Origin of the sequence: Bradyrhizobium sp. CB3481 (assembly GCF_029714305.1) — a bacterium.
Lineage (GTDB): Bacteria > Pseudomonadota > Alphaproteobacteria > Rhizobiales > Xanthobacteraceae > Bradyrhizobium.
The window spans coordinates 1,933,588-1,946,330 of sequence record NZ_CP121647.1 but is presented as its reverse complement, the minus strand read 5'-3'; the positions used below and the strand labels follow the sequence as shown (position 1 = coordinate 1,946,330).

The 12,743-nt window shown below is 61.8% G+C and carries 13 protein-coding genes; 6 read left to right on the top strand and 7 right to left on the bottom strand.

Going from position 1 to position 12,743, the window contains the following annotated elements; translation table 11 throughout:
• Positions 1-151 precede the first annotated feature (151 nt).
• Positions 152-1,825 (bottom strand): SulP family inorganic anion transporter, encoded by a 1,674-nt coding sequence (locus QA643_RS09310; protein WP_283032888.1) that lies wholly within the window; start codon positions 1,823-1,825, stop codon positions 152-154.
• A 130-nt stretch (positions 1,826-1,955) separates the two neighbouring features.
• On the opposite strand from QA643_RS09310, the gene QA643_RS09305 reads away from it, so the two are divergent.
• Both QA643_RS09305 and QA643_RS09300 read left to right on the top strand, forming a co-directional pair.
• Positions 1,956-2,831 carry a dienelactone hydrolase gene (locus QA643_RS09305; protein ID WP_283032887.1) on the top strand — a complete coding sequence of 292 codons (876 nt, stop codon included), beginning with the start codon at positions 1,956-1,958 and terminating at the stop codon, positions 2,829-2,831.
• 5 nt (positions 2,832-2,836) lie between these two features.
• The gene (locus tag QA643_RS09300; protein WP_283032886.1) at positions 2,837-3,412 is read left to right on the top strand and encodes an invasion associated locus B family protein; all 576 of its coding nucleotides are present in this window, start codon (positions 2,837-2,839) and stop codon (positions 3,410-3,412) included.
• Between the two features lie 21 nt (positions 3,413-3,433).
• Here the strand turns inward: QA643_RS09300 and QA643_RS09295 are convergent, their stop codons facing one another.
• The 3 genes from QA643_RS09295 to QA643_RS09285 all read right to left on the bottom strand — a co-directional run bounded on the left by QA643_RS09295 (position 3,434) and on the right by QA643_RS09285 (position 6,382).
• Positions 3,434-3,808, bottom strand: a complete 375-nt coding sequence (locus QA643_RS09295; RefSeq protein WP_283032885.1) for a response regulator — start codon at positions 3,806-3,808, stop codon at positions 3,434-3,436.
• 214 nt (positions 3,809-4,022) lie between these two features.
• On the bottom strand, positions 4,023-4,634 hold the full coding sequence (locus QA643_RS09290) for a response regulator (protein ID WP_283032884.1): 612 nt from the start codon (positions 4,632-4,634) through the stop codon (positions 4,023-4,025).
• 8 nt (positions 4,635-4,642) lie between these two features.
• Positions 4,643-6,382, bottom strand: coding sequence for an ABC transporter substrate binding protein (locus QA643_RS09285; RefSeq protein ID WP_283032883.1), 1,740 nt, complete (start codon positions 6,380-6,382; stop codon positions 4,643-4,645).
• 396 nt (positions 6,383-6,778) lie between these two features.
• Here QA643_RS09285 and QA643_RS09280 point away from each other — a divergent pair, with 396 nt between their 5' ends.
• Positions 6,779-7,462, top strand: a complete 684-nt coding sequence (locus QA643_RS09280) for a helix-turn-helix domain-containing protein (protein ID WP_283034750.1) — start codon at positions 6,779-6,781, stop codon at positions 7,460-7,462.
• 93 nt (positions 7,463-7,555) lie between these two features.
• On the opposite strand, the gene QA643_RS09275 is transcribed toward QA643_RS09280, so the two are convergent.
• Positions 7,556-8,680 carry an AI-2E family transporter gene (locus tag QA643_RS09275; RefSeq protein WP_283032882.1) on the bottom strand — a complete coding sequence of 375 codons (1,125 nt, stop codon included), beginning with the start codon at positions 8,678-8,680 and terminating at the stop codon, positions 7,556-7,558.
• A gap of 269 nt (positions 8,681-8,949) precedes the next feature.
• Here QA643_RS09275 and QA643_RS09270 point away from each other — a divergent pair, with 269 nt between their 5' ends.
• Genes QA643_RS09270 through QA643_RS09260 form a run of 3 tightly spaced genes read left to right on the top strand, consistent with a single transcriptional unit; the run spans position 8,950 to position 10,732 of the window.
• Positions 8,950-9,597 carry a CoA transferase subunit A gene (locus QA643_RS09270; RefSeq protein WP_283032881.1) on the top strand — a complete coding sequence of 216 codons (648 nt, stop codon included), beginning with the start codon at positions 8,950-8,952 and terminating at the stop codon, positions 9,595-9,597.
• A 3-nt stretch (positions 9,598-9,600) separates the two neighbouring features.
• Positions 9,601-10,251: a 3-oxoacid CoA-transferase subunit B gene (locus tag QA643_RS09265; protein WP_283032880.1), complete on the top strand. Its 651-nt coding sequence runs from the start codon at positions 9,601-9,603 to the stop codon at positions 10,249-10,251.
• Positions 10,252-10,273: 22 nt separating this feature from the next.
• On the top strand, positions 10,274-10,732 hold the full coding sequence (locus QA643_RS09260) for a MaoC family dehydratase (protein ID WP_283032879.1): 459 nt from the start codon (positions 10,274-10,276) through the stop codon (positions 10,730-10,732).
• Between the two features lie 8 nt (positions 10,733-10,740).
• Here QA643_RS09260 and fabI read toward each other — a convergent pair whose 3' ends face one another.
• On the bottom strand, positions 10,741-11,532 hold the full coding sequence (gene fabI / locus QA643_RS09255) for an enoyl-ACP reductase FabI (protein WP_283032878.1): 792 nt from the start codon (positions 11,530-11,532) through the stop codon (positions 10,741-10,743).
• On the bottom strand, positions 11,529-12,743 hold the full coding sequence (locus QA643_RS09250; protein ID WP_283032877.1) for an acetate/propionate family kinase: 1,215 nt from the start codon (positions 12,741-12,743) through the stop codon (positions 11,529-11,531). Before QA643_RS09250 ends, fabI begins: the two co-directional genes overlap by 4 nt.

Sequence of the window (12,743 nt, the reverse complement as noted above, 5' to 3'; positions counted from 1 at the left end):
GCCCATTGCGCAAGGATCGTCTTGCTTTCCAAGTCTGCGCAGGCGCGTTGCCGATGCTCGGGCTGGCCCTCATGATGGACTTTGATCCAAGTCAACGAATGCTGGTCTTGAGCGCGGTGCCGCAGGTTCGGTATGTCGCGATGGCGCGGGATCAATCGCCCTTGAGATCACCGAGCACACTATCCATCCGCCGGGTCCAATTGGCGCTGTCGGTCTTGTTTGCCAGCCCGTCTGCTTGCAGAACGTCGCGAACCTGTCCGCGGGCGCCGACGATCTGGAACGCGATGCCGCGTGCGGAAAGCTCGCCATGAAGATCGTGCAGCATTTTGGCGCCAGCGAGATCGATGAACGGCGAGGACGAGAGGCCGCAGATTACCAACTTCGTATCTGGCGTCGCGTGGACTCTCGCCAGCACCGTCTCCAGGACAGTCTCGGCATTGATGTAAAGCAGTGACGCTTCGGGACGGAATGCGATGATGCCAACGAGCGGCTCGACATCCGGGTTACGTGCGCTGTCGGCATAACGGCCCGTTCCAGGCAGGCGGCCGAGGAATGCCACGTTGGGCTGCGAGGCGCGCGCCAGGAGAAGGAAGATCGAAGCGAGCGCGGCGAGCAATATACCTTGCAGGATACCGAGCAGCAGCACCGAGGCCAGTGCAATCGCCGCAGCGTAAAAATCGATCCGGCTGATCCGCCACATGCGGACGAGTGCTGCGACGTCGACAAGCTTGTAGACCGCGGTGAAAACGATCGCTGCGAGCACCGCCTTTGGAAGGTTCGTCAGTAATCCGGTAAGAAAGAGCAGGCAGATCGCTAGCGTGGCCGAACAGAGGATCAGCGCAAGCGGCGTGCGGGCTCCGGCCTGATCGTTGACCGCCGACTGCGATAGTCCGCCCGCGACGGGATAACCGTGACCCAGCGATACCGCGAGGTTTGCGGCGCCCAACCCCAAGAACTCCTGCCGCACATCGAGGGGGTAATCATGTTTGGCTGCGAAGCTTCGCGCGGCTGAGACACCTTCAACATAGGCCAGCAGCAAAATGCCGGCAGCAAGCGGAAACAATTCGTCAGGCTCCAGCAGGCCGAAGGTCGGCATGGCCAGACTTGGCAGCCCCTTCGGTATCTCTCCGGTAACCGCGACGCCCTGCGCAGGCAACCCAAGGATTGTCGCGATGAGGATGGACAGGATCACGACAGCGAGCCCGACGGGTCTTCCCGGCAAGAACCGAGCGCCAAGCAGCAACAGCACGATCGCTGCAAGACCAATTGCGAGCACAATCAGGTTGATATCACCGAGCTGACCGACAAGCTTGACGGCGCGGTCGAAGAAATTGCGCCCGCCGCCGGCCACCCCGAACAGGCCCGGCAACTGAGTCATGATGATGGTGAGGCCTGCCCCCGCCTTGAAGCCTACGAGGATGCTGTCGCTAATGAGACGCACCAGCATGCTGAGCCTGAACAGCCATGCGACCAGGCAGAGCAGTGCGACCGCAGCCGCCGTAAGACTTGCGATCTGCGCGTAGCGGACGCCATCGCCGGCGGCGAGCGGTCCGACCGTGGCCGCAATCATCAGTGAGATTGCCGAAGTCGGGCCGACCGCCAGTTGCCTGGAGGAGCCGAGCAGCGCATAGCCAATGCCGCCGAGCATGTAGCCGTAAATCCCGACTTGAGGCGGCAGACCCGCAAGCGCCGCATAGGCCAGCGAGACCGGAATCGCGTAGGCTGCGAGCGTAACGCCTGCGATGATGTCAGCGCCCAACCAGGAAATCTTGTAAGCGGCGAGCCATTCGGCGGGCGGAATGAATTTTGGCCGCTTCGATTTCATGCCCGGCCCCGGTTTCGGAAATCTCCTCCTGCGGCAAGGTCCTGCTGACGGCCATGAGTCCGTTGATTTAGATCAAGCCTTTTCCGCTCGCAGCAAAGACTTTTGCTCACGTCTCAAACCGGAACACAGCATGCATCGCCGCGCATGGAGATGTTTCCTCATCGCGATGGCTGTCGCGAGTGCCTCGCTCGCGGCGGCATCCGATGATCCGCCTCGGCTGCAGGAGGAGATGTGGGCGCTGCCACTTCCCGCACCCACCATCGCCTATGTCGTGCGCCCGATCGGCAATGGCCCCTTCCCACTGGCGATCATGAATCACGGCGTAGCGCTCGATCCGGTGCAGCGCAGCTTGTTTCCACCGGTCGAATTCCGCGACGCCGCGATGTGGTTTGCGCGGCGCGGCTACATGGTGGTAGCGCCTGCGGGTCCCGGCTACGGCGCGGCGGCTCTCGACGTGCCTGAGGCCGGGCTATTCACCGTGTTCTTCTCCAAGATCGGCAAATGCAGCAATCCCAATTTCCGCGACGCAGGGCTTGCGGCGGCCCAGCTCAATCTCTGGATCATCGAGTATATGACAAGGCTGAGGCGGATCGTGCCCGACCATGTCATCGTGATCGGCCAATCCGCGGGCGGCTGGGGTTCGATTGCACTGTCAAGCGTCAACCCGCCGCCGGTGAAGGCGATCATCGCTTTTGCGGCCGGGCGTGGCGGCCGCGTCGGCGACAGGCCGAACAACAATTGCGCGCCCGACAAGCTGGTCGAAGCGACTGGCGCATTCGGGCGCACCTCCCGCATTCCGATGCTCTGGATTTACATCGAGAACGACAGCTTCTTCGGACCCGAACTCTCCAAGCGGATGTATGCGGCGTTCACGGGTGCGGGCGGCAATGCCGAATATCACCTGTTTCCGCCGCACGGCACCGAGGGTCATTTCTTCATCGGCGCAGCGGATGCCGTGCCAATCTGGTCGCCGCTCGTCAGCGCCTTCCTGGACAAGCACAAGTGAGGACGATGCGGCACTCAGCACTGCCCGGCGCCCTACTCGGAGCAATCCTCGCATTGGCAGCGTCCGGCAGGGTGAACGCGCAGCAGGCTGCCAAACCCGGAGTGGACGAATTCGCCCTTCGCGGCCAACGCGAGGCCCGTGCCATCAAATACGGTGACTGGGAGAAGGTCTGCTTCAAGCCGGGCGGCAGCAAGACGATCTGCCGCACGACGATCGGCGGCGATTTCGAAACCGGCCAGAGCGCGGTGCGCGTGTATGTTGTCGAGCGCGAAGGAGACAGCGTCGCAAGACTGCAAGTGTTTTTGCCCGTGGGACTCTACATGCCCGCCGGCGTCAAGCTCATCGTCGATAAGGGCATGGCGTACAAGCTCCCCTTCACCTGGTGTCTGACGAACACCTGTATCGCCGGTGATCTCGTCAAACCGGAATGGCTTCGCAACATGGAGAATGGCAGCGATCTCACAATCGAGGTCGTCGATACCAATATGCTCGCAGTCACGACAACACTGCCGCTCAATCGGTTCGCAGCGGCCCGCAACGGCGCACCGATAAAGGTCTTCGAGCAGAACATTGAGGAATGAGCGGAACAGCTTCCCGCAGCCCTATTCAACGCAAGCGGCCGCACGACTGATCGGCTCGATCAGCGACTGCGCCGTGAACGGCTTTGTCAGGTAGGCGACACAGCCAGAGGCCATGGCGGCCATCCGCGTCGCGTCGCTGTCGTTGCCCGTGATGTAGATCACAGGCAGGGACACGCCCGCTTCCGCCAACCGATGGCGCAGTTCGATACCCGATCCGTCGCCGAGATTGATGTCGAGGATGAGACAGAAGGCCTGCGCGAAATCATCGTGATCCTGCAAGGCCTTGGCCGTTTCGAACGGCACCGTGTCAAAACCATGTTGCTTGAGCAACCGTCGCATGCCCTTAAGCATCGATGGGTCGTCATCAACGACAAAAACGACTTTGCGCTGGTTCAAGATGCCTGGCCCTCAGTTCATTCCAAGGTCGCCGATGCTAATCGCGGAGACGGCTCGCCAACCTTCAAGATGGACGGAGGTTCCCAAAAAAAGCCCGCCAGCCGTATCAGCCCAGTTCGACGCTACGCTTCACCACGGGCTTTCATATTGTCCTTTCGGACACACGCACTATTGATGAAAGGGTTCCACGCCGCAACGATTGATTGCGCCAGCGCTAGCCAAGTAAGCCGAGTTGCTCCGCTATCCTGACCAGCTCCGCCAGAGACCGCACCTTCATCTTTTCCATGACCTGATGCCGATGCGCCTTGATGGTGCGCTCCGTTGTTCCAAGTTCATGCGCGATCTGCTTGTTGAGTCTGCCGCGCACGACAAGGCCGAATACCTGCCTCTCCCTCGCCGTCAGCGCGGCCAACAAGGCCAGCATCTCCTCCAGCCGTCGCTGCTCGCCGCGCGTGACCGCATGCCGTACTATCGCACGCTCAATGGCACCGAGCAGCGTTTCCGACTCGACCGGTTTGGTCAGAAAATCCTCAGCGCCCGCCTTGATGGCCCGCACGGTCGTCGGCGTGTCGGCATGGCCGGTCAAGAAGACGATCGGCACCGTGGAGCCGAGCGCATTGAGGCGCCCCTGCAACTCCGGTCCACTCAGACCCGGTATCCGCACATCGAGCAGGATGCAGCTAGGTACGTTCTCATCAGGGCGAGAATCGAGCAACTGCTGCGCCGACGGATAGGTCGCAACCTCGTAGCCGGCGAGCGTCAACCGCCGCTCGATCGCCGTGCGGAACGATGCATCATCGTCGACAACGTGAACCCGGCCCGCCATCCCCTCTCCTATGCGGCCAGCGGCAAGCTGAAGTGAAATGCCGCACCGCCGCCGCTTTGGTTCTCGGCCCAGATCTGCCCCTTGTGAGCAAGGATGATCGTGCGCGCGATCGAAAGCCCGATCCCCATCCCCTGGTCCTTGGTCGTGAAAAATGGATCGAACACCTGCGCAAGCCTGTCGGCCGGTATTCCCGGACCGGAATCGGAAATCGAGATCACGGCCGACGATCCACCATTCAGTTCGGTACGGCCAATCACGGTGCGGCCGTATGGAATCGTCGCCATTGCATCCATGGCGTTGACGACCAGATTAAGCACGACCTGTTGCAGCTGGATCGGGTCGCCCTTGATGCGGAGCGCACCCGGCGCGGTTTGCAGATAAAGCGAAACGTTGCGCGCCGAAGCCTGTACCGAGAGGAACTTGAACGCCTCCCCCATGATTTCGTTGACATCGATATCCCGGGTCTCGAACGGCGTCCGCTTCAAGAACCCTCGCAAGCGGCGGATCACCTCGCCGGCGCGCTGGTCGTCGCGTCGGATGTCTGCGAGGATTTCCTTGATCTCCTCGAGGTCGGGATTGTCCGACTTGAGAATCAGCTCGGCTGTTTCGGCATTGGCAAGAATTGATCCCAGCGGCTGATTGAGTTCATGGGCAATCGACGAGGACAATTCACCCGTCGTCGCCTGCCTGTTGACATGCGCAAGCTCCGTCATCCGCTTGTGAGACTCCATTTCGGCATCGTGCCGCAGATGGCGCTCGTGCAACAGGAATATGATCAGCGCAGCCTGTATCAATATCGCCGATGCAATGGCCATGCTCTGCCACCGATATCGTTCAAGGAAAGTTGGATCGCGGAAACGAATCTCACTGCCTTCGGGCAAGCTCGATTCGCTGACATTCCAGCGTTGCATCTGCTTCCAGTTGAAGAGCGGCTTCGACTCTCGTGTGACCGGCGAAATATCTCCTGCCTGCTCGCCATTGAGAATGCGCAACGCAAGTTTTCCCGTCTCGACGCCGATCTCGCGCGCAATCAGGCCGTATCCGCCGATGGCTCCCGCGGCCAAGAGCGGCTCGGCGCCAACCACGATTGGACGATTGGCTTTTTCGGAGATCAATCGCATTGCGGTCGCCGCGGGATAGTACGTGCCTGCCCCGTCGGAAAACACGCCCGAATAGACGATGGCGCTGCGCTCCGGCAATTCCGCGACCCGTTTCAGGATATCCGGCATCTTCTGCCCGACCAGGTCAATCACCTCCAGGCCGGATGTCGCGGCGGGAATTTCCTCACCCCAGTGCCGAAAGAGTGCCTGCCGATCCCAGCTGTCGCCGACCAGGGCGATCGTGTCTAGATCAGGGACCACAACACGAGCGATCTCGACCGCACCTGCCAGAGAATTTCTTACGGCTACGCCGGTGACGTTTGTCAGCCGCCCGAACCTTGCCAGCTGGCTTGCCTCCAGCATGGCGAAAACGATCGGCACGCCCGGCCATAATTCCTCACGCCAGCGCAACATGTGGTCGAGCGTACCAGCACCATTCGCTACGATGACGCCGATCGACCTGTCCCGGTATTTTTCCTTAAGATACCGCTTCAACGTCGCCTCATAGGCGGCGCCGCCAAAACGCGTCAGATCCAGATTCTCGCTATAGGTCGTAACGTGACCATCGGCGTCAAACACCTCCCGCAATCCCGAGGAGAGCTGATAGTAAAACGGCCCACGCAGATTCGACTGGTCGAGCACGAGCACGGAATGCGGCCGGCCATCCTGGGGCCACAGATACGCGGGCGCCAGCAGAACCAGCAGAACAGCGATAAGCGCTCTAGCCCCAATAAACCTGATCATACACCCGAGACCGCATCGAGCTGCAGGTCAAACCAACGCTTAGCAATAAAATTCTAGCACCGGCCCATCTCGGGGAAAACAGGCAATTGCTGTCAAGCCGTAACCCGGCAGTCATATTGACGCATCTCCTGGTAGAACTGCCTCAACCTGTCCTTTGGGACAATGGACCGCCCGGCGCTAATCGGGAGAATGCCCGCGTTGTCAGTGGATTTCCGAGCGGATGCGACAGCGGCGTCGCATTCAGGAATACGAAATCGAGGCCACCGCCGAAGCGTCATCCTTCGAGCAAGGAGATGGTCCATGTTTGCCCGCATCAGCGACACCTCTACTGAGTTTCCCGGCATTTTCGGTCAAAGCTCAACCCAGAATGATTTATCCTGGCGAGTCAGTTTGAATGAATTTAGCTACAAAAAGGGTACGGAGATTTTTGGCGAGAAGGAACCGGCGGATTATGTCTATCAGGTCGTGACCGGCGCGGTGCGAAGCTACAAGCTGCTCTCCGACGGCCGCCGCCAGATCGGCGCCTTCCACCTTGCCGGCGACATTTTCGGCCTGGAGATCGGCTCAGATCATCGCTTCACCGCCGAAGCCATCATTGACACGACGGTCCGCCTGATAAAGCGGCGCAGTCTTGAGCTGGTAGCCGAGAGCGACGTCGGGATTGCTCGCAATCTGCTCAGCATGACCACAAGCAATCTGCGACACGCCGAAGACCACATGCTGCTGCTCGGACGCAAGACATCGCTGGAACGCGTTGCTGCGTTCCTGATCGAAATGGATCGGCGATCGACCGCCGCCGGCGTCCTCGCCTTGCCGATGTGCCGGCGGGATATCGCAGACTATCTCGGACTGACGCTGGAAACGGTGTCGCGCGCGTTGTCGCGCCTGCACGATCTCGATATACTCGGCTTCATCGGCAATACGCAGCGCCAGATCGTGCTGCTCGACCGCGCGAAGCTCGCCAGCTTCGATCTGCAGAACTGAACGGCGTTCCGGGAGCGGCAATAGAGCCGAGATGCGCGGGCGTCTTCGTCAGCATGATGCCGATCATGCTCACGATCAGAAATTGACCCGCCATCAGGCGGTCCCGATATTCGGCGTCGTGCGCGGCTTCGCGGCCGTCTCGATTTCGGGCACCTGCCTTGCCTCGTCGTCGCGCACCCACGCCGTCAGCAGTTCCCAGGCAACTGCCAGGATGATCGGCCCGATGAAGAGGCCGACAATGCCGTGCGCCAACGTGCCGCCGATGACCCCGAGAAAGATGACGAGCGATGGTGTGGTCAGGCCGCGCCCCATCACGATCGGCTTCAATATATTGTCGGCGAGCGAGGCCGGCAGCAGGCACGCCGTGATAAGCAGCGACGCCGCAAAGGACTTGGTCGCCCAGACCCAGATAAGAACTGGAATCACGATGACGGCCGATCCGATTTGCAGGATACCGAGCATCATCACCGCAAAGGCCAGCAGCCCGGCGCGCGGGACGTCGGCCAGTTTCAGAATGATCCCGATCACCAGCCCCTGTGCCACCGCGATGCCGATCACGCCCTGCGCCACCGACCGGATGGTGGCGCCAGCCAGCACCAGAAAATTCTCGCTCCGTTCGGCCATAACCCTGGACAGGAAACGCTGGCTGGCCGCGACCAGCCGCGGCCCGGCCGGAAGCAGGAGACCGGTGAGTGCGACCGCGACGAGAAACTTGATCGCTCCGACGCCGGCGCCGCCGGCGAGGCCCAGCATCGTGCCGGCCACCGGCTTCAGATGCGGGGCAAACTCGCGCAGCGCCGAGCGCAGGTTCGTGGAGGCCTGATCCCAGAGGGCATAGAACTGCGCGCCGATGATCGGCCAGTCCCTCACGCCGGCGGGCGGCGACGGAACTGATAGCGTCCCGCCGCCAAGCTGCGCCGCAAATCCGCGAAGCCCGTCCACGGCGCCGAGGCCAAGCCACGTCGCAGGCCCGATGACGATGCTGAGATTGATCAGCGTCAGGATCGTCGCAGCGAGATTGGGACGGTCCCCGAGCAGGCCCGACAGCCAATTGAAGACCGGATAAAGCGCCACCGCCAGAACCACGCTCCAGGCGAGGATCGGAATGAAGGGTCGGATCACGACGAATGACCAGTAGATCAGGAGCGCCAGAAGCGCGAGCCGGACCGCAAGCTGGATTTCATCCTCCCGCACGAGGAGCTGTCGGATGGGTCGCACGCGGCCTCCCCCACATGTCTGCCTGAACCAAGAATTCTGCGGCCGGTGCTAGATCGGCTTGATTCAAATCAAGCCCGCGCTCGCGGCGAATCCGGCAGCACGCCCGACGGCATTGGCGCAATCATCGGCTGGATGCTTGACCCGCCCTATCGAACGATTGACCGGGTTAAGCCGAACGCCGGAAGCCTTGATGCAGATCAAGGTCCCGGGCCGGCGACACGGTGACATTTTCGGCGAACCTCCCTCTAGTCGCTGGCCGGAGCTCGAACATGAAGTCCGTTTCCGCCGAAGAAGCCGTAGCGATGATCCCCAACGGCGCGAGCATCATGGTTGGCGGCTTCATGGGCGTCGGAACGCCCGAACGCCTGCTCGACGAACTGGTGCGGCAGCAGAAGAATGGCCTTTCCCTGATCAGCAATGACGCCGCCGTTCCCGGCAAGGGCGTCGGCAAGCTGTTCGAGGGCGGACAGGTGTCGAGGATGATCGGCACCCATATCGGGCTGAACCCGAAAGCCCAGCAACAGATGTTGGCCAACGAGATCAAGGTGGACCTGATCCCGCAAGGCACCTTCGTCGAGCGCATCCGGGCGGGCGGCTGCGGTCTCGGCGGCGTGCTGACGCCGACCGGCGTCGGCACCCTTGTTGAGCAAGGCAAGCAGAAGATTGAGGTCAACGGCAGGACATTCCTGCTCGAGACCGCGCTGCGCGCCGACTTCGCCTTGGTGCACGCCTTTCTATCCGACTACGTCGGTAACCTCTCCTATGCACTGACGTCACGCAACTTCAATCCCGTGATGGCGATGGCTGCCGACACCGTCATCGTCACGGCCGAGCATATCGTGCCGGTTGGCGTTATCGCGCCCGATCATGTCGTCACGCCCGGCCCTTTGGTCGATTACCTCGTTGCGAACGGGTGATCCATGGATGCACAGACAATCATCGCCAGGCGCGTGGCCCAGGAGCTTCGCTCCGGCAATCTCGTCAATCTCGGTATCGGCATTCCGACGCTGGTTGCCAACTACGTGCCCGAAGGACTGAAGGTCTTCTTCCAGTCCGAGAACGGATTGATCGGCACCGGGCCGATCCCCGAGCAGGGCATGGCGCATCCGCTTCTGACCGACGCCGGCGGCAGGCCGATCAGCGCCCTGCCCGGCGCGGCGACGTTCGACAGCGCGATGTCGTTCGGCCTGATCCGTGGCGGGCACGTCGACATCACCGTATTGGGCGGCTTGCAGGTCGATGCCGCCGGCCATCTGGCCAACTGGATGATCCCTGGCAAGATGGTGCCGGGGATGGGCGGCGCGATGGATCTCGTCAGCGGCGCCAAACGCGTCATCGTCGCCATGCAGCACGCCGCCAAGGGCAAGTCGAAGATCGTTGCCAAATGCAGCCTGCCCCTGACGTCGGCACGTCCCGTCGACATGGTTGTCACCGATATGGCCGTTATCGCGTTCCCTGATGGCAGGGCCACGCTGATGGAGACGGCGCCCGGCATCGCGATTGCGGAGGTGCTGGCGGTGACGGAAGCCGAGCTCGCCATTCCGGATACCGTGCCGGAAATGAAGCTGTGAAGCGCCAAAACGGGTCGAGGCCATGCGGATATTCAACGGATTTGAAGAACTGAAGGCTGCCGTTGGCACGGAAGTCGGCGTCAGCGACTGGATCGAGGTGACGCAGGACCGCATCAACAAATTCGCGGAAGCGACCTGTGACGAACAATGGATCCATGTCGACCAGGAGCGTGCCGAAACCGAGATGCCCGGCGGCAAGACGATTGCGCACGGATTGCTCTCGCTCAGCCTGACACCGATGTTCATCCGGTCGGTGATGGGTCTGAAAGGACTGAAGAACACGCTGAACTACGGCGCCGATCGCATCCGCTATCTCTCGCCGGTGCCCGCAGGTTCAAGACTGCGCGGACGCATCGGTGTTGCCGAAGCTGAAGATGTGCCGCCGAGCGGCTTGCGGGTGCACTATCGCGTCGTGATCGAGATCGACGGCGGCCAGCGCCCCGCCTGCGTCGCCGAGGTGATCGGGCTGCATTATCGCTAGGCCATGCCTCAATCGATGATGTGGTAACCACCGTCGATATAGAGCACGCTGCCCGTGATCAGCTTGGCGCCGTCGAGCGCGAGGAAAGCGGTCGCCCTTCCGACGTCATCGATGCTGACCAGGCTGCGCGTCGGCGCCTGCGACTGTGCCTTGTCCATCAGTTCGTCGAACTCCGGGATGCCCGACGCCGCACGGGTCGCGAGCGGTCCCGGCGAAATGGCGTGAACGCGGATGCCCTGGGGGCCGAGTTCGGCCGCGATGTAGCGCACAGCGGCCTCAAGCGCGGCCTTGGCGACACCCATGACATTGTAGTTCTTCACCACCATCTGGCTGCCGTAATAGGTCATCGTGAACATGGTGCCGCCGTCCTTCATCAGCGGTTCCGCCAGGTGCGCCATCCGCATGAACGACCAGCACGAGACGTCCATGGTTTTCTGGAAGCCCTCGCGATCGACGTCCACGACCCTGCCGTGCAAGGCACCCTTGGGCGAGAACGCAATTGAATGAAGCAGGAAGTCGAGCTGCCCCCACTCCTTCTCGATCCGTTCAAAGACCTTTTCGGTCTCGCCTTCGACCATGACGTCGAGCGGCATGAAGATCGGCGCCTCCAATGCCTTGGCCAGAGGTTCGACGTGCTTTTTCGCCTTTTCATTCAGGTAGGTAACCGCAAGATCGGCGCCAAGCGCACGAAACGCCTTGGCGCACCCCCACGCGATAGACTGGTCGTTGGCGATGCCGACGATCAGTCCCTTCTTGCCTTTCAGCGCGACCTTGGTCTCGGGAAAAACCGGAATGTTCATGACACTCTCTCGCGTTTCTGGTTTGGCGATTGCTGGTTCATCAGCAGCGCCAGCGTGTGCTGCGCAATCATCAGCTCTTCGTCGGTGGGAATGACATAAAGCGGAATGCGGCTGTCGGATCGCGATATCCGGGTAGCGTGGCGGGCATTCTCTCCGGGATCGAGCGTGATTCCGAGCCAGGCCAGCTTCTCCGCAATACGCGCGCGGAGCGACGCCGAGTTCTCACCGATCCCGGCCGTGAATACGAAGCCGTCAATGCCCTGCAGCGCGGCGGCCAACATGCCGGCGTTGAGACCGATCCGGTAAACGAAGTAATCGATCGCAAATGCTGCGCGCGGATCGGAGCTGGTCTCCAGCTCCCGCATATCGTTGCTGACGCCCGACAGGCCCTTCAGGCCGCAGTCGCGGTACAGAAAATTCTGCACGTTCGACGCCGACATGCCCTTTTCCGCGATCAGATAGAGCACGACGCCGGGATCGAGCTGGCCGGGCCGCGTGCCCATCGCAAGCCCGTCGAGCGCCGTGAAGCCCATCGTGCTTTCGACGCTTCGCCCGTCCTTGATTGCGCACATCGAAGCGCCACTGCCGAGATGGGCGACGATCACCCGCCCGCCGGCGATCTCGGGCGCGACCTCGGGTAGGCGCTTTGCAATGTACTCGTAGGACAGGCCATGGAAGCCGTAGCGCCTGACGCCTTCGGCATGAAGGTGGTGCGGGATCGCATAATGATCGGCGAGCGCATCATGGTCGCGGTGGAACGCGGTGTCGAAGCAGGCGATCTGCGGCAGGATCGGGAAGTTTGCCAGCAACGTCCTGATCGGCGCCAGATTATGCGGCTGGTGCAGCGGCGCCAGCGAGACATATCGCTCGAGCTTGCTCACCACGGCATGATCGATCAGCACCGGGCGCGCAAAGTCCGGCCCGCCGTGAACGACGCGATGACCGACCGCGATCGGCGTGATGCTGTTCTCCTCGCGCAGCCAGGCGCCGGCGACGGCCAAGGCCGCGGGAACATCCGCAACCGCCTCAATCGGATAGGCCCGGTCGGCCATCGGACCGCCGCTCGGGCCACTCGCCCGCAATCGTGGCCGGCTGCCAATGCCATCCATCTGGCCCTTGATCTGGCGAAGCAAGCGACCTTCGCCCTCCACCGAGAAAACCTGGAATTTGACGCTGGAGGAACCGGCATTGACGACAAGGATCGTATCCAT

What these genes read in the sequence shown, in the direction of transcription:
- QA643_RS09300 (WP_283032886.1), top strand. Translation starts at nt 2,837, where the DNA reads ATGCGGCACTCAGCACTGCCCGGCGCCCTACTCGGAGCAATCCTCGCA.
- QA643_RS09265 (WP_283032880.1), top strand. Translation starts at nt 9,601, where the DNA reads ATGGATGCACAGACAATCATCGCCAGGCGCGTGGCCCAGGAGCTTCGC.
- QA643_RS09290 (WP_283032884.1), bottom strand. Translation starts at nt 4,634, where the DNA reads ATGGCGGGCCGGGTTCACGTTGTCGACGATGATGCATCGTTCCGCACG.
- QA643_RS09260 (WP_283032879.1), top strand. Translation starts at nt 10,274, where the DNA reads ATGCGGATATTCAACGGATTTGAAGAACTGAAGGCTGCCGTTGGCACG.
- QA643_RS09270 (WP_283032881.1), top strand. Translation starts at nt 8,950, where the DNA reads ATGAAGTCCGTTTCCGCCGAAGAAGCCGTAGCGATGATCCCCAACGGC.
- QA643_RS09310 (WP_283032888.1), bottom strand. Translation starts at nt 1,825, where the DNA reads ATGAAATCGAAGCGGCCAAAATTCATTCCGCCCGCCGAATGGCTCGCC.
- fabI (WP_283032878.1), bottom strand. Translation starts at nt 11,532, where the DNA reads ATGAACATTCCGGTTTTTCCCGAGACCAAGGTCGCGCTGAAAGGCAAG.
- QA643_RS09280 (WP_283034750.1), top strand. Translation starts at nt 6,779, where the DNA reads ATGTTTGCCCGCATCAGCGACACCTCTACTGAGTTTCCCGGCATTTTC.
- QA643_RS09250 (WP_283032877.1), bottom strand. Translation starts at nt 12,743, where the DNA reads ATGGATACGATCCTTGTCGTCAATGCCGGTTCCTCCAGCGTCAAATTC.
- QA643_RS09305 (WP_283032887.1), top strand. Translation starts at nt 1,956, where the DNA reads ATGCATCGCCGCGCATGGAGATGTTTCCTCATCGCGATGGCTGTCGCG.